The 21581-nt window shown below is 66.5% G+C and carries 22 protein-coding genes; 8 read left to right on the forward strand and 14 right to left on the reverse strand.

The features are described 5' to 3' along the window. Positions 1-23: 23 nt before the first annotated feature. Positions 24-1358 (forward strand): MFS transporter, encoded by a 1335-nt coding sequence (locus ABE464_RS06065; protein ID WP_346471198.1) that lies wholly within the window; start codon positions 24-26, stop codon positions 1356-1358. On the opposite strand, the gene ABE464_RS06070 is transcribed toward ABE464_RS06065, so the two are convergent. Further along, positions 1353-2249: a LysR family transcriptional regulator gene (locus ABE464_RS06070; protein WP_123730014.1), complete on the reverse strand. Its 897-nt coding sequence runs from the start codon at positions 2247-2249 to the stop codon at positions 1353-1355. The genes ABE464_RS06065 and ABE464_RS06070 overlap by 6 nt on opposite strands. Before the next feature lie 165 nt (positions 2250-2414). On the opposite strand from ABE464_RS06070, the gene ABE464_RS06075 reads away from it, so the two are divergent. Beyond that, on the forward strand, positions 2415-3449 hold the full coding sequence (locus ABE464_RS06075; RefSeq protein ID WP_346471199.1) for an alpha/beta hydrolase: 1035 nt from the start codon (positions 2415-2417) through the stop codon (positions 3447-3449). A gap of 76 nt (positions 3450-3525) precedes the next feature. Here ABE464_RS06075 and ABE464_RS06080 read toward each other — a convergent pair whose 3' ends face one another. The 3 genes from ABE464_RS06080 to ABE464_RS06090 form a co-directional block, all read right to left on the reverse strand. Then, positions 3526-3972, reverse strand: coding sequence for a nuclear transport factor 2 family protein (locus ABE464_RS06080; RefSeq protein ID WP_346471200.1), 447 nt, complete (start codon positions 3970-3972; stop codon positions 3526-3528). 25 nt (positions 3973-3997) lie between these two features. After that, a complete protein-coding gene (locus ABE464_RS06085) occupies positions 3998-4843 on the reverse strand; it encodes a type 1 glutamine amidotransferase domain-containing protein (RefSeq protein ID WP_346471201.1) in 846 nt (281 codons plus the stop codon). A 90-nt stretch (positions 4844-4933) separates the two neighbouring features. Further along, positions 4934-5917 (reverse strand): helix-turn-helix domain-containing protein, encoded by a 984-nt coding sequence (locus ABE464_RS06090; protein WP_346471202.1) that lies wholly within the window; start codon positions 5915-5917, stop codon positions 4934-4936. A 98-nt stretch (positions 5918-6015) separates the two neighbouring features. Here ABE464_RS06090 and ABE464_RS06095 point away from each other — a divergent pair, with 98 nt between their 5' ends. Next, positions 6016-6756, forward strand: a complete 741-nt coding sequence (locus ABE464_RS06095; protein ID WP_346471203.1) for a hypothetical protein — start codon at positions 6016-6018, stop codon at positions 6754-6756. Here the strand turns inward: ABE464_RS06095 and ABE464_RS06100 are convergent. The 4 genes from ABE464_RS06100 to ABE464_RS06115 form a co-directional block, all read right to left on the reverse strand. After that, a complete protein-coding gene (locus ABE464_RS06100) occupies positions 6751-7200 on the reverse strand; it encodes a nuclear transport factor 2 family protein (RefSeq protein ID WP_346471204.1) in 450 nt (149 codons plus the stop codon). The genes ABE464_RS06095 and ABE464_RS06100 overlap by 6 nt on opposite strands. A 105-nt stretch (positions 7201-7305) precedes the next feature. Continuing rightward, positions 7306-10101 carry a PAS domain-containing protein gene (locus ABE464_RS06105; protein ID WP_346471205.1) on the reverse strand — a complete coding sequence of 932 codons (2796 nt, stop codon included), beginning with the start codon at positions 10099-10101 and terminating at the stop codon, positions 7306-7308. A 69-nt stretch (positions 10102-10170) separates the two neighbouring features. Continuing rightward, on the reverse strand, positions 10171-11508 hold the full coding sequence (locus ABE464_RS06110; RefSeq protein WP_346471206.1) for an acetamidase/formamidase family protein: 1338 nt from the start codon (positions 11506-11508) through the stop codon (positions 10171-10173). Between the two features lie 138 nt (positions 11509-11646). Then, positions 11647-12714, reverse strand: coding sequence for an SDR family oxidoreductase (locus ABE464_RS06115; RefSeq protein ID WP_346471434.1), 1068 nt, complete (start codon positions 12712-12714; stop codon positions 11647-11649). A gap of 83 nt (positions 12715-12797) precedes the next feature. On the opposite strand from ABE464_RS06115, the gene ABE464_RS06120 reads away from it, so the two are divergent. Further along, positions 12798-13178 carry a helix-turn-helix domain-containing protein gene (locus ABE464_RS06120; protein ID WP_088433629.1) on the forward strand — a complete coding sequence of 127 codons (381 nt, stop codon included), beginning with the start codon at positions 12798-12800 and terminating at the stop codon, positions 13176-13178. A gap of 158 nt (positions 13179-13336) precedes the next feature. Here the strand turns inward: ABE464_RS06120 and ABE464_RS06125 are convergent, their stop codons facing one another. Then, positions 13337-13705 carry a hypothetical protein gene (locus ABE464_RS06125; RefSeq protein ID WP_346471207.1) on the reverse strand — a complete coding sequence of 123 codons (369 nt, stop codon included), beginning with the start codon at positions 13703-13705 and terminating at the stop codon, positions 13337-13339. 115 nt (positions 13706-13820) lie between these two features. Beyond that, positions 13821-14414, reverse strand: a complete 594-nt coding sequence (locus ABE464_RS06130; RefSeq protein WP_346471208.1) for a TetR/AcrR family transcriptional regulator — start codon at positions 14412-14414, stop codon at positions 13821-13823. 110 nt (positions 14415-14524) lie between these two features. On the opposite strand from ABE464_RS06130, the gene ABE464_RS06135 reads away from it, so the two are divergent. Together ABE464_RS06135 and ABE464_RS06140 are read left to right on the forward strand one after the other, a co-directional pair. Next, positions 14525-15733, forward strand: coding sequence for an MFS transporter (locus ABE464_RS06135; RefSeq protein ID WP_346471435.1), 1209 nt, complete (start codon positions 14525-14527; stop codon positions 15731-15733). 40 nt (positions 15734-15773) lie between these two features. Beyond that, positions 15774-16949: an MFS transporter gene (locus tag ABE464_RS06140; RefSeq protein ID WP_346471209.1), complete on the forward strand. Its 1176-nt coding sequence runs from the start codon at positions 15774-15776 to the stop codon at positions 16947-16949. Between the two features lie 56 nt (positions 16950-17005). Here ABE464_RS06140 and ABE464_RS06145 read toward each other — a convergent pair whose 3' ends face one another. Together ABE464_RS06145 and ABE464_RS06150 are read right to left on the reverse strand one after the other, a co-directional pair. Next, a complete protein-coding gene (locus ABE464_RS06145; RefSeq protein WP_346471210.1) occupies positions 17006-18529 on the reverse strand; it encodes a carotenoid oxygenase family protein in 1524 nt (507 codons plus the stop codon). A gap of 25 nt (positions 18530-18554) precedes the next feature. Next, the gene (locus tag ABE464_RS06150) at positions 18555-18977 is read right to left on the reverse strand and encodes a DUF2141 domain-containing protein (RefSeq protein ID WP_346471211.1); all 423 of its coding nucleotides are present in this window, start codon (positions 18975-18977) and stop codon (positions 18555-18557) included. Positions 18978-19124: 147 nt separating this feature from the next. On the opposite strand from ABE464_RS06150, the gene ABE464_RS06155 reads away from it, so the two are divergent. Further along, complete coding sequence (locus ABE464_RS06155; RefSeq protein WP_346471212.1) at positions 19125-20228, forward strand: histidine kinase; 1104 nt, start codon at positions 19125-19127, stop codon at positions 20226-20228. Next, positions 20225-20866 (forward strand): response regulator transcription factor, encoded by a 642-nt coding sequence (locus tag ABE464_RS06160; protein WP_346471213.1) that lies wholly within the window; start codon positions 20225-20227, stop codon positions 20864-20866. Before ABE464_RS06155 ends, ABE464_RS06160 begins: the two co-directional genes overlap by 4 nt. Positions 20867-21145: 279 nt before the next feature. Here ABE464_RS06160 and ABE464_RS06165 read toward each other — a convergent pair whose 3' ends face one another. Then, complete coding sequence (locus ABE464_RS06165; RefSeq protein WP_346471214.1) at positions 21146-21319, reverse strand: hypothetical protein; 174 nt, start codon at positions 21317-21319, stop codon at positions 21146-21148. A 25-nt stretch (positions 21320-21344) separates the two neighbouring features. After that, positions 21345-21485, reverse strand: a complete 141-nt coding sequence (locus tag ABE464_RS06170) for a hypothetical protein (protein ID WP_184997194.1) — start codon at positions 21483-21485, stop codon at positions 21345-21347. Between the last annotated feature and the right edge of the window lie 96 nt (positions 21486-21581).

The raw sequence follows: 21581 nt of genomic DNA on the forward strand, positions 1-21581 counted from the left end.
CAGTCCCCGCTGCGTGGGCCACCATGGCGCCCACTGAAAGCACGTCCGGGCTCTGTCGCGCGTCGTCCGCGCTGCCCAACGCCACGTCCCTGTCTCGTCCCTGCGCACTGTGCAGGGCGGCAACGCCATTCCTGTTCCAGAGAGTGCTCCCCATGCCCCCTGTCGCCACCTCCCTCCCCGCGCAGAGCGACGCGCATCGCGCTGCCGCCGCGCCGGCGCACTGGGCCGGCATCTTCGCCATGACCCTGTGCGTGTTCTGTCTGGTCGCCTCGGAATTCATGCCGGTCAGTCTGTTGACGCCCATCGCCACCTCGCTCGGTGTTACCGAAGGATGGGCCGGCTATGGGATTGCCATCTCCGGTGCCTTCGCCGTCATCACCAGCCTGTGCATCGCCCGCATCGCAGGTGACCTCGACCGCAAGACACTGCTTCTGCTGCTCACCGTGCTGATGGGCATCTCCGGCGTCATCGTCAGCCTCGCCCCCAGCTATCCGGTCTACATGATCGGGCGCGCGCTGATCGGTGTGGTCATCGGCGGCTTCTGGTCGATGTCGGCTGCGATCGCGATACGGGTGGTGCCGGCCGCGAGCGTGCCCAAGGCGCTCGCCGTCTTCAACGGCGGCAATGCGCTGGCGACGGTCGTGGCAGCCCCGTTGGGCAGCTACCTCGGCGGCATCATCGGCTGGCGCGGCGCCTTTCTATGCCTGTTGCCGATCGCCGTGATCGCACTGGTGTGGCAATGGATCAGTCTTCCTGCACTGAAGCCGGCGCCTCGCCAGGCGACCGGCAGCATCTTCGCTGTTCTGCGGCGCCCGCTCGTGCTGCGCGGGATGGCCGCCGTCGGGGTGTTCTTCAGCGGTCAGTTCATGCTGTTCACCTACCTGCGCCCGTTCCTTGAAACGGTGACCCAGGTCAGCGTGGGCACGCTGTCGATGCTGCTGCTCGCGCTGGGGGTGGCCGGCTTCGTCGGCACCGTGCTTATCGGGAGCTGCATCAGGAAGAGCGTGTACCTGCCGCTGATGATCATCCCATTGGTCATGGCGGCCATCGCGGTGGGGCTCACCGTCTTCGGTCACTCCATCAGCATGGCCTTCGTGCTCCTCGCTGTCTGGGGCCTGGTGGCGACGGCTGCACCGGTCGCCTGGTGGGCATGGCTGGCCCGGTCCATGCCCGATGATGCCGAGGCCGGTGGCGGGCTGATGGTGGCAGTCGTGCAGCTCTCCATCGCGCTGGGTTCCACGGTGGGTGGGCTGCTTTTCGACGGCAGTGGCTACCGCGCGACCTTCATCGTCAGCGCGGCGGTGCTGCTTGTCGGTTCGCTGCTGGCTGTACTTGCCGCGCGCACCCGCACGTCATAGTGCTGGATGACGCAGCGCGTTGATGAGGGCGGCAAACGCAGGCGATCCCTGCCGGCGGTTGGGGTAGTAGAGGTGGTAGCCGGAAAACAGCGGACACCACTCGTCCAGCACCTGCACCAGCTGGCCGCTGGCGAGGTAGGGCGCGGCAAGATCCTCGGTCACATACGCCAGTCCAATGCCATCCACGGCGGCATTGATGACATGGAACATGCTGTTGAACACCAGCTGCCCCTCTCCCTTGACGCTGAATTCCTTGCCGTCCTTTTCGAACTCCCATGCATAGATGCTGCCTGCGGGCCGGTGACGGATGTTGACGCAGGGCAACCCCGTGATCTCGTACGGCGTACGGGGTTTGGGATGGCGCTGGAAGTACGCAGGCGAGCCCACCACCACCAGCCGCCAGTCCGGACCAATGCGGACGGCGATCATGTCGTTGCTCAGTGCCTCGCCCAGGCGGATGCCCGCGTCGAAGCGTTCCTCGACCACGTTGGTGAATCCGTAGTCCACGTAGAACTCCAGCGTGATGTCCGGGTACGCGGCCAGGAACGTCGCCAGCCTGGGCCGGATCACCATCTCGATGGCATCGTCGCTGCAGGTGATGCGAAGGGTGCCGGCAGGGCGGTCACGGAGATCGCCGAGCGCATCCACGCTCTCGCCGATGGCGTCGAAATGCGGGCCGATCGAGCGCATCAGCCGCTCGCCCGCTTCGGTGGGCGCGACATTGCGCGTGGTCCGGGCCAGCAGCCGGACGCCCAGGCGCGCTTCGAGCTGTTTCAGGGTGTGGCTCAGCGCCGATGCAGAGACCCCGAGCCGTGCCGCGGCCTTGGTGAAGCTCTGCTCCCTGGCGACGGCCAGAAACGCCTGCAGATCGTTGGTTTTCAGGACAGCCATTGCTGATTCCGAATCAGGAGTCGGGCGCGATGCCCACAGTAACACCGCGATTTGTGAGCAGAGCTCAGTACGCCTTCCGCATTCCCCCGGCTAATCACGGTGGTTGCGGAGGGCTACCGTGGATCCGGCCTACCAACGCCCCGCATTTCTCGCTGAGTACCTCTCATGAAACGACTTGCCCTGCTGCTGGCGCTGGCCGCCAGTTCCTTCACGACCCTGGGAGCCACCATGCCAACCGGTGCAGACAATTTCTACAAAAGTGACACGGTCACCATTGAACGGGTGACCTTCAAGAACCAGTACCACATGGAGGTGGTGGGGAATCTCGTCCGGCCCAAGGCGGCATCGAACGCCACCGCGTCGGCCGCGGTGATCGTCGGCCACCCGATGGGGGCGGTCAAAGAGCAGAGCTCCATGCTGTATGCGCAGAAGCTGGCCGAGCAGGGCTTCGTGACCCTGGCGATCGATCTACCGTTCTGGGGAGAGAGCGACGGCGAGCCGCGCAATCTGGTCGCCCCGGAGATGTACAGCGAAGCCTTCAGTGCCGCAGTGGATTACCTGGGGACCCGCGACTTCATCGACCGCACGCGGATCGGCGTGCTCGGCATCTGCGGCAGCGGCAGTTTCGCCATCAGCGCGGCCAAGATGGATCCCAGGCTGCGCGCCATTGCCACGGTCAGCATGTATGACATGGGCGACGTGACGCGCAATGGTCTGGGCCAGTCGGTGTCGCTGGAACAGCGCAAGGCGATGTTGGCCAAGGCGGCCGAGCAGCGCTACACCGAGTTCACCACCGGCAAGGGAATCTTCCTCGACTATCTTCCCATCCAGCTGCCCGCCGATGCCGATCCCGTGACCCGCGAGTTCTGGGCGTTCTACCGGACCCCGCGTGGCATCGCCATTCCCAAGGGCCGCACGCTGGAGACCACCCAGAACCGCATGCTGACCAGCGAAGTCCGCTTCGTGAACTTCTACCCATTCAATGACATCGAGACGATCTCGCCACGCCCGATGCTGTTCATCGCCGGCAGCGAGGCCCACTCGCTGGAGTTCAGCCAGAAGGCCTACGCGCTGGCCGGGCAGCCCAAAGCGCTGCATATCGTTCCCGGTGCTGGACACGTGGATCTTTATGATCGCGCCGACGTGATTCCGTTCGACACACTGACGCGGTTCTTCAGGAGCAACCTGAGCGCCGACTGAGCCCAGGCAGGATGCAGGCTCGCATCGCTTCCGGGTAGCTCCCGGAAGCGATGGCGTCCCGTCTGCCAGGTTCAGCTCAGGGCTTGATCTGGCCGGTCCAGGACTTGCTCATGATCTTCCACTGGCCATCGGTCTTGAGCAGAACCACGTAGTCCACGCCGTCCCAGCCGGGGTAATCCAGCATTACGCGGACGGCCGCCAGGTTGGTGGCCATGTCCACGATTTCATAGCGGCGCTTGCGCTGGGCCTCGTTGGCCGCCGGCTTGCCGTTGAAGCCCTCGGCGAACTGTTCCCCGGTCCGCATCTGCAGCGCGCTGCCACGGGCTTCGGAGTAGCCGATCATCACGCCGTCCGCCCGGAAGACTTCCTTGGCCAACGTGTTGTCAGCGTTGATGTAGGCGTGCAGGAACGTCTGCATGACCTTGTCCACGGCCGCGCGGTCGGCGTTCTGGGCCATGGCGGTGGTCGGGAGCAGCAGGAACAGGCTGGCGGCAAGGCCAACGGATCGAATCGATACTTTCATGGTGGTTCCTCAGCGGTGTGGGAGATCAGGGTTGAGCGGCGGCCTGGTTGGACGCCTGCACGGTGTGGACGCGAAGCGCCTCGACCACGGCCTGCGCCACCGGCGTGGCAGAGGCATAGTTCTGCCCGGTCACCAGCCGGCCATCGACTTCGATATGCGGGTCATCGCTTTCCACCGTGCGGAATGCACCGCCGCGCGATGAGACGGTCTGGCGGATCAGGAACGGGAACTGTTTGAAATAGGGGGCATCCTGCCGCTCGTGCTCTTCCGGGTAGCCGCTGATGCGCTTGCCCGAGACGAGGTACTGGCCGCCGGCAAGCTGGAGGTTCACGATGCCGGCCGTGCCGTGGCAGACGGCCGAGATGACCCCGCCGTTGCCCTCGTAGACCTGCATGGCAATGCGTTGAAGTGCCACGTTCTCGGCGACGCCGTACATGGCATTGCTGCCACCCACGTAGTACACCGCCCGGTACCGGGTCGGGTCGATCTGGGCCGGGGTGACGGTGCCGCGCAGCCCACGCATGATCCGGGCATCGTCCAGGCGGTGCGCCACGTCGTCGCTGACGTAGTCATCGAGGATCGGCACGGCGCCGCCGTCGGGTGAGACGAAGTCCACCGCATAGCCGGCGGCATGGAAGACATCCCAGGCATGCACGACCTCGCCAAAGCTGACGCTGGCCGGGAGCGCGGAGGTCCCATGCACCTTGGCGCTGGCGAGGATGAACAGGATACGGCCCTGGTCGCTGCTGGCGGGCTGTCCCGCAACCACGGGGGGGGCGGTCCGCGGCGCCGCATCGGAGGTGCAGGTGCCCCCCAGCCAGACGCTGAGCAGGAGCAATACGAAGGTGGCGATGGTACGTAACGTCTGCATGGCGCTGACTCGCAGGAAGGAGCCAGCACCCTATCCAATCGCTTTCAAATCAATGTATTGCAGCGTCTTCCCGGAGTGCGGGAATCGATTCTAGGAGTGTGTTGCCGCCGCGCGGAAGGCCGCGGGCGTGACGCCCTCGCACTTCTTGAACGCGCTGTAGAAGGTCGACATGGACTGGAAGCCCGCTTCCTGCGCGACGATGTCCAGCGGTTTGGCGGGCTGCTGCTGGAGGATCGCCTTTGCTTCGACCACGCGCAGTTGCGTCAGGTACTGCTTGAAGGACGTCTGGTTGTTATCGTTCAGCAGCTGCGACAGCCGCTTCTGGGGCATTCCAAGCCGGCGTGCGAGGCGGGGCAGGGTCAGCGCCGGATCCAGGTGCAGCCGCTCGCTTGCCATCAGTTCGGCCAGCCCCTGCAACTGCACGGCAGCATCGGACGCGGGAATCCGGCGGTCCTGATACGGCTCGATCGGTGCCCGTCCCGAGCGCAGGCGGAGCCCGACCAGCACGCTGACCGCCAGAACGAAGGTGAAGGACAACGCGCCGACGATGTAGGACGTGTACCCGGCCGTGTAGTAAGCGGTCCAGATGATCCAGATGCCCGCCAGCGCACCCAGCAGCAGCGTGGCGGACGGCGATGACCGGAGCTGTGCACGGTGGCGATATACCTGCACGGTGGTGAGCAGCAGATAGCCCAGCCAGGCATAGTTGATCCCCGGCGTGATGACGTACCGCCACAGCGCGATGTTGCGGGTGTAGGGCAGCAGGATATTCACCGCCACGGCGAGCACCAGCAGCGCGGCGAGGTGCCACCGGCCGATCGTATCGGTCCCTGCAGCGTCGCGTTGGCTGGAGCGCACCAGAAAGTAGAGGCAGGGGCCGATCAGGAAACAGGCGGTCAGCCCGAGCTGCAGAACGACCAGCGGAATATCCGGCCAGAAGTGGAAGGCCACGGATTTTCCTGTTCGCACGCCGACCATCAGGATGAGCAACGACAGCCAGCGCTGCGTGGGCTCGCCCTTGGCCCGCCACCACAGTACCGATGCGGCGACGATGCCATTGAAGGCACCCAGCATGGCGAAGAAGAACAGGAAGTGTTGGCTGAGCATTGGCGCAGTATTGAGAAAATCCGCTGCCCGTCAAGCTGGGTTTTACCCCCGTGTATTCTCTGCGCATGGATGACACTCATTTTCTGGCGCGGCGGCGGCTGCTGCTCGCCACGCTTGCGGGCGCCGCATTGTTGCCCTCATGCGCGCAAGGCAATACGGGAGAGAAGACGGCGGCACTGCCACTGCTGGAGCCCGGGCGGGCCGGGATGGCGCCGTATCTGTTCCTGACCGTTACCAGTGCGACACGCAGCGTGGAGGAACTCGCGCACCTGGTGCAGTCCACGCTGCTGCCGGCGTTGGCACCTGCAGACATCCTGCACGCGTATGGTCCGGTGGCCGGCGCGATACAGCTGTGGATGGCGCTGGAGCCTCACATGCTGGACCACTACGGTATGAGCGTGGATGCCGCGCTGTCCCTGCTGGCCGGCGTGGATGGCACCGTGGGCCCGGTGCCGGGCCGCAACACCCTCGATGCGTGGGCGATCCAGCGCACCCACACCCGGGCGGAGATGAACGTCAACGACGTCACGCTGTCGCTGCCAGGCGAGAGCCACGCGCCGCTGTTCGCCCTGGGCAGCTCGCACTACGCGCTGGCGCCCGCGCCGTGGTCGAGCCAGGCCTGTTACTCCTTCATGCTCGAGCCACGACGTCGCGTGGTCGCACCGTTCGAGCAGCACTGCCAGGCCCTGCTCGACGCCGCGGCCAACGTCATCCCCGAGGATCTGCAGATTCAGATGGGGCGGCTGGGAGAGTTCATGAAAGCCGTGCCAACGCTGTACGTGAGCGTCAAGGATGACGACTCATGACGCCGGCGACTTGCGTTGGCCGCTCCAGGATTTACTCACGATCATCCACTTGCCGTCGATTTTCAGCAGGGCAAGGTAGTCCTCTCCATCCCAACCGGGGTAGTCCAGGGTCAACTTGACCTGCGCAGCGTGTGCGGTGACATCCAGGATCTGGTAACTGCGCTTGCGCTGCGCCTCATCCGCGGCCGGCTCGCCAGTGAAGCCTTTGGCCCATTCTTCCGTGGTCTGCGTGACCATGCGGCCGGCGGCGGGGGAGTAGCCCACCACCACGCCATCTTTCCTGAGCACCTCGAATATCAGCGCCGGGTCGCCTGCCTCGAAGCCACGCAGCATCTTCTGCATGAGCTGGTCTACGGCGTCATGGTCACTGGTCTGTGCCAGAACGGTGGTGGGGGAGAACAGCAGCGCGGCGGAGAAGAGGGCGCAGAGCAGTGAACGTTTCATGGTGGACCCAGGCAGGCAGGAGCCAGCAGGCTGCCTGATCCGTGTCGGATCAAGGGCGTGCACTACGTTCCAGGACTCCGGAATTCGATTCCCGGAGTCCTCGCGTCAGCGCACCTCGGCAAGCACCGCGCGCACCCGCAGGGCCAGCTCCTCCAGCGTGAACGGTTTGCCGATCAGGTGGACGCTGGGGTCCAGTACGCCGTCGTGCTCCAGCGCATTGCGGCTGTAGCCGGTGGTGAACAGCACTTTCAGATCCGGACGCCGCTTCAGGGCCTCATCGGCCAGTTGCCGCCCGTTGACCTCGGGCATCACCACATCGGTGAACAGCAGGGCGATATCGGGATGGCTGTCGAGCAGGGCAAGCGCGGTGGCGGCCCCTTCGGCGGCGAGCACCGGGTAGCCCAGCTCGCTCAACGCATCGATGGAGAACTGGCGGACGCCGGGCTCGTCTTCCACGATCAGCACACGCTCGCGGCCCCCGCTCAGCGGAGCGGTACCGCTGGTTGTCGGCGAGGGCGTGGCGGCGATGTCGGCCATGAGGCGCGGCAGATACAGGGTCACCGTTGTTCCCTGCCCGACGGCAGAGCGGATCTTCACGTGACCGGCCGACTGTTTGACGAAGCCATACACCTGCGACAGGCCCAGCCCCGTGCCTTGGCCCACCTTCTTCGTGGTGAAGAACGGATCGAATGCCTTGGCGATCACCTCCGGCGGCATGCCACTACCGTTGTCGGTGACGGTGATCAGAACGTACTCGCCGTCGGGAACCCCCGCCGGGGCGGAGCCAGCACCTGCGGTGATCTCGCCGTTGGCGGTTTCCACCGTGAGGCGCCCACCGCCAGGCAGCGCATCGCGCGCATTGACGGCCAGGTTGAGAATCACGTTCTCCAGCTGATTGGCATCGGCGAACGTCTGCCACAAGTCGGCCGCCAGTAAGGTCTTCAAACGGATGCTGCTGCCCAGCGAATGCACCAGCAGGTCGGACATGCCCGCCACCAGCTGGTTCACATCCAGGGGCACCGGCTGCAATGGCTGCTGGCGCGAGAACGCCAGCAACCGCTGGGTGAGCTGTGCCGCCCGGGTGGCGCCTTCGATGGCCATGTCGATATAGCGCTTGGTGCGCGGGTCGTTGTCGCCGAGCCGCATCGCCAGCAGATCCAGCGGGCCGATCACGGTCGCCAGCATGTTGTTGAAGTCGTGGGCGATACCGCCGGTGAGCTGGCCGACGGCCTCCATCTTCTGACTCTGCCGAAGCGCATCTTCCACGCGGGTGCGCTCGGCGACCTCTTCGAGCACGCGGCTTTCCAGATGCTCGTTCAATTCCTGCAGGCGGGCATCGGCGATCTTGCGCGCCGTGATCTCGATCACCACCCCCACGATGCGGACGCAGCGGTCGCCCTCGAAGTGACCGCGGCCCTTGGCCGCGACCCAGCGCACGATCCCGTCTTCCTTGCCGACCGTGCGGTACTCCACGTCATAGAGCGCGCGCTGGGCCGGATCAGCCGCGGCGGCAAAGGCGGCGAGGGTCGCTTCACGGTCGTCGGGGTGGATGCCTTCGTTGAAATCACGCAGCGACACCGGAACATCGGGGGAGATGCCGAACATCGCCTTGGTCCGGGGCGGCCAGATCAAGGCGTCCGCCACCAGGTCGACATCCCAGAAGCCCATGTCGCCTGCTTCGGTGGCAAACCGCAGGCGCTCCTCGCTTTTGGCCAGGGCCGCCTCGGCGGCTTCACGCACGGTGAGATCCAGCATCGCACCGATCATCCGCAGCGGCTCACCCACCGCATCGCGCAGGACGGTGCCGCGGTCGAGCACGGAATCGAAGCTGCCATCGGCGCGGCGGAACCGATACTCGCTGTTCCATGCGGTGCCGTCGCCCTCGATCACGGCATGAATGTCCGCATCCACACGCGTCCGGTCGTCGGGATGGATATGGTCCAGCCACCACTGCGCGCTGGTTTCGCTCAGCGCATGGCCGAACAGCGTGGTCAGCGCCTCGTTCCAGATCACGTGGCCATCGGAGATGCGCCAGTCCCAGATCGCATCGTTGGTGGCGTGAGCGGCCAGCCGATAGCGCTCCTCCACTTCAGCATGACGGGCTTCGGCGGCTTTGCGATCGGTGATGTCCAGCGAGGTGCCGACCAAGCCCACCACGGTCCCGTCGGCATCACGCAACGGTGACTTGGTGGACAGCCAATAGGCGCGCCGACCATCGGGAAAGCTCACTTCTTCTTCGAGCTGCTCGGTCTGGCCGCTGGCCATGACGCGCTCGTCGGTGGCCATCACCGTGGCGGCCTGGGCCGGGTCGCTGAGCAGTTCGGCATCGGTGCGCCCCACATACACCTCGGGCGGCAGGCCGATGAGTTCAGTGGTGCCGCGGTTGCCGATCAGGATCCGGCCCTGGCGGTTCTTGGCGTACACCACACCCGGTGCGGCCTCCACGAACGAACGCAGCAGGGTCTGCGCCTGATCACGCTCGGCCTCCACCCGCCTGCGTTCATCGATGTCGATCAGCACGCCGGGAAACCCGACCGCGTTTCCGTTGGCATCCAGATCGACCCGGCCGATGGCCTCGATCCAGCGGTAGGCACCGTCCGCGCCGCGGGTGCGGTACTGGTGGGCATAGCGACCGCCACGGCGCACGGCTTCGGCGATCGCCTCCGCCAGACCCGGGCGGTCCTCGGGGTGCACGGCGGACACCACCTGCTCCAGGCGCAGTTCACTGCGCGCGAGTGCAGGGTCCAGGCCATGCACCTCGGCGAGGGCATCGTCGATGGTCAGACTGTCGCGGGTGACATCCCAGAACCAGGTGCCGATGATCGCGCCGGCGGCCAGCGCCAGTTTGACGCGCTCGGTATCCCGTTCGCCGTGGGAACCCGTGGTAGGTGAAGAGCTCAAGCGGAACCTGCGATCAGCGGGGGGCGGCTGCCATAGCGTATCGCTGCGGGGTGTCGGTGTGGAACCCTCTCAGCGTTCAGCAGCGGGCTTGACCGGTGCGGATCCGGCCGGCGGCGGCGGGGGCAGATGCTGCAGAACCGCTTTGTCCAGCTTGGCCGCCACACCGACGCTGCGACCAGCGAGGTTGGCGACGTGGTACTGCACCGCCACACCCAGCACCTGGGCGGCTTCGGACAGCGTCAGGCCATAGTCCTGACGTAGCCACTGCAGCATGCCCGAGGTCGCGATACGCAGCGCGTCGTCGCTGGAGCCGCCTTGGCCCAATGTCATGATCTGGGTCGGCGACGTGACACGCGGCGTGGCAATCGATGACTGCTTCACCAGCTCGACCCGGAACACGACATCCAGGGAGGTTTCCAGCGCCCACTGCGTAGTTTCTCCGTCACCCTGAAGCGCGTGACCGTCACCCAGATACAGCAGTGCGCCGGGCTGCTGCACGGGCAGGTAGACAGTGTTGCCTTCGATGGCGGCGTTGAAATCCATGTTGCCGCCAAAGTCACCGGTGTCGCCGGTGGAAAACGGCGGGTAGCCGAAGCCGGGCGCGACGGCCAGACCGCCCAGCATCGGCTGGACCGGAACCTGGAAGTCCTTCAGCGCGCCGGTAGCGCCTTCCGGGCGCGCGATGCCTCTGGCGCGATCGAGTACCCACCGGACGGGTTTGCCCAATGCCGTCGCCTCAGCGGCCACACGCGGCGTCTTCAGGCGTCCTACCAGACCATCCAGGCTGTCGGCGTAATCGCGGTTGAGCTTCAGCGACGTGAGCGTGATGGCCAGCGTGTCGCCTGGCTCGGCACCGACCACGAAGAACGGCCCGACCTGGGGATTGCCGAACAATGCGCGGGTGATGCCCTGTTCGTCGACACCACCGGAATCCAGTGTCTTGGTCTGGACCGAATCACCGGGGTGGATCACCAGAACCGGCGCACGGTCCGCACTGAACGTGTTGGAGTAGTCCGTCGGAGTGAACACATGCTGTCGGGGACCACCGGCAGTCCGCGTGGGCAGCCGCCATGCGCTGAACGCATGCCGTGCTCGTGCCGCGCGGTTGTTGGTGTCCGGCTGATCGCTCTCGCCCTGCATGCGCGCATCGTCGACGGTACCGGTGAAGTGCTGGACCTGACCTTCGCTGTCCTTCACTGTGAACTGCAGTGTCGTGCCGCGCAGGGTGCCGGCGATGGGATCGCCGCCCAGCGTTCCGTCAACCCGTTCTCCCTGCACATCCAGGTGCAGCGTCTGGTAGTGCGTGTTGCCCCAGAGGTCGGTGGCGAGAACCCACTGTTCGGCTGCAGACGCGTTCAGCGGCAGCGCCGCCAGCAACAACAACGACGATGTCCAGGGCAGTGGCATGCGAGCGAGATCCGAAGCGGCCCGGTGGGCGTATGCCGCAGCCTATCTGCTGGCATACCGGGGCACCACAGTGTCTAAAGTAACCCTGCCCGAAGCGACGCCAGCGAACGTGCACCCGCGCTGCAAATACACCGCACGTCAGGGAATCAACCGCGCCGCCCGCAGCCGCGTGAACAGCGCGAAGAACGCATCGTCACTGGGCTGGTAATCCAAGAACCCCATCCGGCGGCTCTTGGACATGTCCGTGATCACCTCCAGCGGGCGCCCGAGATCGGCATCGGTGTGCCAGGGAGAGATCAGCCGGTGGATGTCAGACTCGGCCAGGCCGTGGGTGGCGGCCAGCGACGACCACAGCGCGGCATCATCGGCCATCTGCTCGGCGAGCGGACGGACCTGACCGCTGAACGGCACAGCCTCGATATCGAACCACGCGGCAATCCGGCTCCACATCCAGCGCCAGCGGAACACATCGCCATTGACCACGTTGAAGGCCTGGTTGGCAGCGGCCTGTGTCTGCGTCGCCCACAGCAGGTGCCGCGCCAGCAGCCCGGCATCGGTCATATCGGTCAGCCCCTCCCACTGGGCAAGCGAGCCGGGGAACTGGAACGGGCGGCCGGTCTGCCGGCACAGCGTTGCGTGCACGGCCAGGGTCGTGCCCATGTTCATGGCATTGCCCACCGCCGCGCCGATCACCGTATGCGGGCGATGCACGCTCCAGTGGAAGCCATCGCGGGCGGCGGCGGCAAACACCTCGTCTTCCTGTGCGTAGTAGAAGTTGTCCACGGGCAGGCGCGGTTGTTCTTCACGGAACGGCGTCTGCGGCAGGTTGCCCTGCGCGTACGCCTCGAACGGGCCGAGGTAGTGTTTCAGGCCCGTCACCAGTGCTACATGCTGCACGCTGCCGGCCGGCTGCAGTGCCTCCAGCAGATGGCGCACCATCGCGCTGTTGACCCGGATGTTCTCGGCCTCGTTGGCCTGCCGGGACCAGGTGGTGATGAACACGTGCGTGGGGGCCAGTCCGGAAAGCGCTTCACGTGTGGCCTGGGCATCACGCAGATCGGCCGAAACGCCGTGCGCACCCGACGGCAGCGCATCGGGCCGACGCGCCAGGCCATGCACCTCCCAGCCTTCCTGCAGCAACTGCTGGATCAGCGCACTGCCGACGATCCCGGTCGCACCGACCACCAACGCTTTCTGCCTCACGATGTCGCCTCTTTCATTGCTTTACAGGCGCACACCTTAGGATATCGAGGTACGCCTCGAAAGAAGGCACCAAACGGTAACCACACATGAAAACGGGTACTCCCGAAGAGCACTGGCGAGAGGATTGCGCCCCCCGGCGGGTGCTGGAGCTGTTCAGCACCAAGTGGACCTCGATGGTGCTGCACACCCTGGCCGTGCGGCATGACGGTACCGCCCGCAGCAACGCGCTGCACCGCAGCCTGCCGGCCGTCTCCAAGAAGATGCTGATCCAGACGCTGCGTGACATGGAGCATGCGGGGATCGTGCTGCGCACCGAGTACCCCACCGTGCCGCCCTCGGTGGAGTACACATTGACCCCGCTGGGGCGGCAACTGGTCGAACCGATCGAACTGATCTACGACTGGGCGCGCCGCAATGCCGGCGCCCTGGATGCGTTGCAGCCGCGCGCGACGTCACGTCGGCGCTGAGCGGGACGTGCCCGCCGGATCGGGTAGAGTACGGCTCCCCTCCAGCGGATCGATGCGGTGACCCTCAGGTTCTGGCTCCTGCACGTGATGGGTTGGTCGCTGTTCGCGCTGATCGCCTTCATTGCGCGGCCGAGTGAAGCGTCGGTGCCGGACGCGCTTCAGTTCCTGGCGGTGGCTGCAGTCAGCGCAGGTGGGCTGCTGGCCAGCCTGGGGCTGCGTTGGCTGTATCGCAAGGTGCAGGCCGATGGCTCTGGGGAGCTGCGCTGGCTTGGCATGATGCTGGTGGCCAGCGCGGCGTCCGGTCGCATCGCCACGCCATCTTCGATGTCGGCCATGCCGTAGGCCCGGCGTAGCAGGACCTGGTCGCCCTGGGTCACCAGGACCACGCCGCCCGGTTGCTGGTCCTTGAAGAAGGCGTCAGCTTCGCGGGCCAGCGCCTCGGTTCCGGCCGGGGCAGCGTTCGTTGCCGCAGTCGGGCTGCTCATCACCAGCGCCGATGCCATCAGCACAACACCCAGAATCTTCATGCGTCCTCTCCTTCAGTAGATGGGAGAAGCGTAGGGGTGGCCCTGCGATCACATGGAGCGATATATGACCTGCGGTCAGGGACTGGATCCAATGGCGGCCTGACCGGATGAGCGGTCAGTGCTGCGGGGTGACCCGCAGCCCACGCAGCAGCAGGTCGAGCGCCGCCACGCTCTGTGCCAGCCGTGCATCGCCATCATCGCCATCGGCGATCCAGAACGCGGCCTCGGCCAGGCTGCCGTACACCAGGAACGCCAAGGCCTGCGGATTGGCGTCGGCAACGACGCCCTGATCGATCAGGTGCGTGAGCAGGCGCTGCATGGAATCGATGCAGTGACGCTGCGATTCCGGCGAGGCGCCGCCCAGCACGGCCCGCGCATCGCGCAGGACGATGCGCTGGATGGTCGGCTCCAGCGCCATCTCCAGGTACCCGATGCAGCGCAGACGAAAGCCCGCCCAAGGATCCTTGGCAGCGTCGGAGATGGCCTTGAGGCGGTCATCCATCTCGCCGTCGATCTGCGCCACCACCGCCGCGAGCAGGCCCTGCTTGTCGCCGAAATGGTGATACAGCGCGCCCCGGGTGAGGCCTGCCTGCGCGGTCAGATCATCCATGGAGGTATCGGCATAGCCGCGCGCGCTGAAGAACGCGCGGGCGGTGGCCAGCAGCGCGGCGCGGGTCTGCTCCATGTCGGCGCGGGTGCGGCGAACCATCGACATCTCCTTACATACGGTACGTATGATTGTTTACATCCGGTGCGTATGTATATAGGATTTTAAACATACGCTGTGTATGTAAGTGACTGAAGGCAGTGAAGACGACCGTGACCACCTCCTATCGAAACCTCTTCGCGGCCCCGGGCAGCATCGGGTTCGCTTCTGCGGGCCTGCTCGCGCGGCTTCCCTTGCCCATGACCGGGATCGGCATCATCACGCTGCTTGCGCAGGTGCGTGGCAGCTATGCACTGGCGGGCGCGGTGGCCGCTACCTTCGTGCTCACCTACGCGCTGCTTTCACCGCAGGTCTCCCGTCTCGTGGATCGGCATGGGCAGCGCCGGATACTGCCGCTGGCCACCGGCGTCAGCGTGATCGGCCTGCTGCTCCTGCTCGGCGCATCGTGGTGGGCCGCACCGACCGCGCTGTTCTTCGTGGGCGCACTGCTGGCCGGCGCGATGCCCAGCATGTCGGCGATGGTGCGCGCGCGCTGGACCGTCCTCTATCGCGGGCAGCCGCAGCTTCAGACCGCGTACGCGCTGGAAACCGTCTTCGATGAGGTCACCTTCATTGCCGGGCCGCCACTGTCGGTCGGCCTGGCGGTCGCGGTGCTTCCCCAGGCGGGGGTACTCGCCGCTGCGGTGCTGTTGCCGATCGGCGTGCTGGTCTTGATCGCCCAGCGCCGGACGGAGCCGCCCATCGAAGCACCCCTGCCGACCGCCATGCGCGACGGGTCTGTCATGCACCTGCCCAGCGTGCGCTGGCTCGCGCTGTTGATGGTCGCCATGGGCGTGATCGTCGGCACGGTCGATGTCGTCAGTGTCGCCTTCGCCGCGCACGTGGGCCAGCCCGCGGCCGCGAGCCTGGTGTTGTCCGCTTATGCGGCCGGTTCCTGCCTGTCCGGGCTGCTGTTCGGAACGTTGAAGCTGCAGACACCATTGCGCCGCCTGCTGTTGGTGGGTGGGATCGCGACCGCACTGACCACGCTGCCGCTGTGGTGGGCCGGCAGCCTGTACGGCCTGGGCACGGCGGTGTTCGTGGCCGGCGTGTTCTTCGCACCGACCATGATCGTGGCGATGTCGCTGATCGAGCAGCAGGTGCCGGCGCGTCAGTTGACCGAAGGCATGACCTGGCTGCTGGCGGGATTGAACGTGGGCGTCGCATTCGGTGCCGCCGCGTCCGGCCAGTGGGTGGATGCGTACGGGGTGCGCGCTGGATTCCTCATCGCGGTGTGTGCCGGCGGCGCAGTGCTGCTGGCCGCGATGTCCGCGCATCGCAGGGTGCGTCTGCCCCCTGCACACGCCTCGGGGGACGCCTGATGCAAGCGCCTGGAACACTGACACAACACGGAGCTGCAGCATGAGGACACCACGTTCCGAACGACAGCCTGATGGCCGCCACCCGTGGTGGGCCGTCACTGCCGTGAGCCTGGCCACGTTCTCGGTCGTGACCACCGAGATGCTGCCCGTCGGCCTGTTGACCCCGATCGCCCAGGCACTGCAAACAAGCACCGGCACGGCAGGCTTGATGATCTCGTTGCCGGCGCTGCTGGCGGCGTTGTTCGCGCCGATGGTGGTGATCTTCTCCGGCAGGCTGGATCGACGCCCGCTGCTCTCCGGGCTGTTGGGCCTGCTGGTGATCGCGAATCTGGTGTCGGCCTTCGCACCCACCCTGGGCTGGATGCTGACCGCACGGGTGCTGGTCGGGCTGTGCATGGGCGGCATCTGGGCCATCGCCGGGGGACTGGCGCTGCGGCTCGTACCGACGCGATCGGTTGGTCTGGCCACCTCGCTCATCTTTGGCGGTGTGGCGGCGGCATCGGTGCTGGGCGTTCCCCTCGGCGCGTTGATCGGTGAGCTGTTGGGATGGCGCTGGGCCTTCGGCAGCATGGCCCTGCTCAGCGCTGCGGTACTCGGCCTGCACTGGGCTGTCGTGCCCAGGCTGCCGTCCACCCATACCACCACCGTGCGCCAGTTCGGTGAGCAGCTGGGCAACCGGGGGCTGCAGCTCGGGTTGCTGCTGACCCTGCTGCTGGTCGCCGGACACTTCGCTGCCTTCACCTTCGTGCGGCCACTGCTCATGACAGTCTCAGGATTCGACGCGCGCTGGGTGGGGCTGCTGTTGTTCGGCTACGGCGCTGCCGGGATGGCCGGGAATTTCCTCGCGGGCATCGTGGCGGCGCGATATACGGCACCGACGGTGGTGCTGATCGCAGCGGGCCTGGTGCTGGCGCCGCTGCTGTTTCTGTCCATCGGCGACGCGCGCGCCGGCGGTGCCATCGCGCTGATCGCGTGGGGGCTGGCCTACGGCGGCGTATCGGTCGGGTTGATGACCTGGATGATGAAAGCTGCGCCCGGCGCGGTGGAGGTGGCTTCCGCGGCCTACGTCGGCGTCTTCAACATCGGTATCGCATCGGGCGCATGGCTGGGCGGTCAGGCGCTCGACCGGCACGGTCTGAGCGCCAATCTCTGGCTGGCCGGCGGCTTCGCGGCGACAGCCGTGCTGGTTTGGGCCGCTGGCCGCCGGTGGCAATGACCCGTACGGGATGGCAAGAGGCCGACACGCACGCCGTGACGCCGTATGCAGCCCGCTCACTCCCGCGCGGCAAACGTCCCGTGGAAGCCCAGCGGTACCGCGTACGGCAGCCACGCTTGGGCGACCGGGCCGTCCTCGATGCGCCCGGCATCCAGTACCGCGATCCCACTGCGCTGGGTGGCCGAGTCGAGCAGGGTGCCGACCAGCCAGCCGTCGTCCGCACGCTGGCTGCCGGGGCGGGGCACGAACACATGCTCCTCGGCCAGGATGTCGCGCCCGTAGCGCCACACCTGGCGCCGGTTGCGCTCCACGTCGAAGCCAGCCACCGCATTGAAGTAAGGCGCGCTGGTATCGCCCTGCATCAGCGGTGCGTACAGGCGTGCACCGCGTGTGCGCGTACTGCGGATATCGAACAGCGGGAATTCGATACCGTGGATGCCGGTATCTTCCCAATGGGCTTTGCCGGTTCGCAGGTCCAGGTGCAGCTCCATGAGGGTGGCATCGGAGTTGACCGCATGCGCCGCGTCGCCGGCCATGGCCTCGTGCATCGGTGAGCGCGCCCGGTTGATATCGTCGTGGCGCACGGTGCGCATCACGATCCGGCCGTTGCGCTCGTACGCATCGCCGAAGTGGTAGGCCGCGGCGAACGGAGCTTCGAACCAGCGTGCGGTGTCCGGCGCGGCCTTGGGGACGACGGCGATCCGACAGGGCTGGTCCGGCGTGAACTGCAGCCGTTCGAAGAAGGCTTCCCCTTTCGCCTTGTAATTGAACGGCATCAGCATGAAGACCAGGTGGTCATCGGTCATCGCGAAGGCGTGCAGGTAGCCCATGAATGGCGTTTCCACGATGCTGGCCGAGCGCAGTTGGCCGTCGACGCCGATCTTCCAGACCAACAGGCCGGTGCCGCCCATCAGCGACAGCGAGCCGAAGTTCCAGAGCGTGCCGTCGCGCTCCACCAGCGGGTGGGCGGAGAACGGCACCGTCGCCAGGTCCTGGCGCCAGGTCACCGGACCCAGCGTCTGCAGATCGTCGGGATCCACCTCGAACGCCGAGCCTGCCTCGCACAGCGCGAACAGCCGACCGTTGATCATCACCACCGAGGTGTTGGCGGCATTGGCATCGTCGTTGTTGCGCACCATCTGCATGTCCGGCACGCGGGTACCGGCCGCGGGATACAGGAAGCGCCCGGCCTTCTGCTCGCGGGTGAACTTCGGCGTGGCGACCATGCGCGCACGGTGGCTCAGCGTGCCGTCCCCGTTGAAGTGCCAGCCGTGCACCATGCCGTCGCCATCGAACCAGTGGTCGTAGCGGAAGCCATTGCGCTCGGTCCAGGCCGGGCCATTGCGATAAAGCGTGCCGGCCATGCCCGCCGGCAGCGTTCCCTGCAGCGCCACCGTGGAAGGGCCCAGGGTTTCACTGGTGACACTGCGCCAGCCGGTCAGCCACGGGTGCTGGGCGCGCGCCTCGGCGAAGGCGGCCGCATCGCCGGCCATCGCAGGCAGGCTGCGCAGCGCGGTGGCCCCGATGACGGCGGTGGTGGCACCGGAAAGCAGCGAACGGAGGAAACGTCGACGGTCCATGCGGGGTCTCGAACGAAGAGGAGGATCAGCGCAGGCTGATGTTGATCGCGGCGCCGTCGGCCGGGACCTGCACACGCGCCTCCTCGAAGGTGGGCTTGCGCTGTACCCGCGGATTGTTGCTGAAGCCGTAGCCTTCGATCGGCATGCCGAGCACGTTGGTATCCAGTTGGCCGTTGCCGTTCTCGTCATGGGTGACCAGCACCGCGTACTCGCCGGCCGGCAGGTTTTTGAACACGGCCTGCGCGCTGTCGCCGCTGGGGGTCAGGGCTTGCGCCTGCACCGGCGGTGCCTTGCCCTCCCATCCGGCCGGCCCGTCGACCAGGGCCAGACGCACGGTGCCGGTCTGGACGCGAATCCCGTCCAGGTGGACCTGCAGATCGCCGGCCAACACCGGCGAGGCCAGCAGCAGGAGGGCGAACGGAAGGCAGGTCAGGGCGTTGCAGGTCATGGCGAAGTGTCCGTATGGGTGTGGGCTCAGTCTGGGCAACGGCACCCCATACGCCCATGCCCAGTGGTCATCGATCCGCAGTGCCGGAAGTCACTTTCTGCGCTGACCCCATTGCTGCGAAGGGCCACGCGCGGGCAGCATGCGGACATGTCGACCTTTCTGCGTCACCTCATCAGCCCCTTGAGCCTGGCTGGCCTGCTCACCATCGCCGCGGTGGGCCTGTCCCTCAGTTCCTCGCCGGCGCCTTCGGGCACCCTCCGCTGGTGCCTGCTGGGCGCCTTCATGGTGTTGTTCATCGCCTACGACCATTTACCGCCTCGGCCGTCCATCCGGGTCGCCAGCGATGTCGTGCAGGCGATCCTTGCGTTGTGGCTGGCCTGGCTGGAGCCCCGTATCGGCACGGTGCCGGTACTGCTGGTGGTGCTGGTCGCGCACCTGGCCGAGCACTGGCCACCGCGCCAGGTGCTGGTGGCCACGGTGCTGCTCAACGTGGGCCTGTATGCCGCACTGCGTGCTAGCGGGTACTCGCATGCTTTCATGATCGTGGCGATCTACGCCGGGTTCCAGGCGTTCGCTGCACTGACCGCGCATTACGCCCGCAGCGCCGAGCTCGCCCGCGCGGCGCTGGCCCGGGTCAACGCCGACCTGTTGGCGACGCGCGCCCTGCTGGCCGACAGTGCCCGCGATGCAGAACGGCTGCGCTTGGCGCGCGATCTGCACGACGTGGCCGGACACAAGCTCACCGCGATGCGCTTGAATCTGCGCGCGCTGGCCGCCGATCCCGCGTTGGCCGGGCGCGAGCAGGTGCTGCTGGCCGAGCGTCTGTCCGGCGAACTGCTGGGCGACATCCGGCAGGTGGTGCAGTCAATGCGTGACGATCGTGGGCTGGACCTGGTCACGGCATTGCAGGCGATGGCCGCACCGTTCCCGCGGCCGGGCCTGCGTCTGCACATCGCCGAGCAGGTCCGCATCACCAATCCTCTGGTGGCCGATGCGGTACTGCGGCTTGCACAGGAGGCGCTGACCAATGCCGCGCGGCATGCTGATGCCGATACCGTGTGGCTGGATCTGGTGATGGAGGACGCGCAGCTGCGCCTTGATATCCGCGACGATGGCCAGCGCGGCACGCGCATCCGCGAGGGCAATGGCATAACCGGCATGCGCGAACGGCTGGCGGCGGTGCACGGGCAGTTGGACCTGGCGCGCACCGCTGATGGCGGCATGCACCTGACCGCACGGTTGCCGGCATGAGCGCCGGGGACCCAATCCGCGTCGCCCTGGCCGATGACCAGGCGCTGGTCCGTGCGGGCCTGCGCGCGCTGCTGCAGGGGCTGGGCATTCAGGTCGTGCTGGAGGCCGAGGAAGGCGAGGCATTGCTGGACGGTCTGCGCGTTCATCCCGTGGACGTCGTGCTCAGCGACATCCGCATGCCCGGTCTGAACGGCATCCAGGCGTTGCAGCAGCTGCGCGCGCGGGGAGACGGCACGCCCTGGCTGCTGCTGACCACCTTCGATGACAGCGACCTGCTGTTGCAGGCCAGCGCGGCAGGGGCGCAGGGTTTCATGCTCAAGGATGCCGCGCCGGAAGACCTCCAGGAAGCCATCCGGCGGGTGGCAGCGGGCGATACCCTGCTGCTGCCGGTCAGTACCGATCCCGTGCGGGCACGTTATCGCTTTCACGACGAGGCGCCGCCGGCTGATACGTTCGGCGAGAAAGAGGTGGCGATCCTGCGCTTGCTGGCCGGGGGTTACTCCAACAAGGAGATCGCCCGCACCCTGTTCCTGGCCGAGGGGACGGTGAAAAACTACGTCTCCACCATCCTGGACAAGCTGGGGACCCGCGACCGGACCCGCGCGGTGCTCAAGGCGATCACGCTGCGGGTGATCTGAGGCCGCTGGTCCTTGCAGCGTGGACGCATTGATGCGCCCCGGATGTGCCATGCTGCGGAACATCCAACCGGGAACGCTGCCATGGCCAAAGGCCTGAACAAGCAGAAAGAAACGAAGAAGAAGCCCGCCAAGACCGCCAAGGAAAAGAAGGCGGAGAAGAACGAGAAGAAGACCACGCGCGGTTTTGCACCGGTCTGATGGAGTCCGGCGGGTGCCGGCTGCCGCGCAGGTAACGTACCGCGTCGGTCGGCGCCCCTGGGCGGGCGTCCGCTCCCGTCGTCAGAGCGTGCTGGAATCGACGTGGCGTCGGCCTTCCTGGGTCAGATCGATGTCGCCATCTTCGGCCTGGGCTGCATAGCCGGCCTTCACCGCCCAGTTGGCGTCCTCGTCACTGACCGGCCGCGTGGCATTGATGTCAGTGAGGATGCGGCGCTGTTCGTCGGTCAATGGCATTCGGCGGTCCTCCCGGCAGCGTCGCTCATGGCGCGGGGGCATCCACGCTGATCACGCGCTGTGCCAGCCGGGCGCGTTTGGCCCGCCGATGATTCACCCACCACACCAGCCCCGGCAGGCCGTAGAGCAGTGCACCGGCGAGCAGGAAGATTTTCAAGGCGGTCATGGCGGTCTCTCTCCGTACGGCGTGGCGTGTTGGCGGCAATCCACCGCACTCCCAGCGGTAGTTCAGCGCAATCGCTGTGAAGGTGCTGTTCCCTTC

Origin of the sequence: Stenotrophomonas sp. TWI587 (assembly GCF_039674145.1) — a bacterium.
GTDB classification, from domain to species: domain Bacteria; phylum Pseudomonadota; class Gammaproteobacteria; order Xanthomonadales; family Xanthomonadaceae; genus Stenotrophomonas; species Stenotrophomonas maltophilia_AY.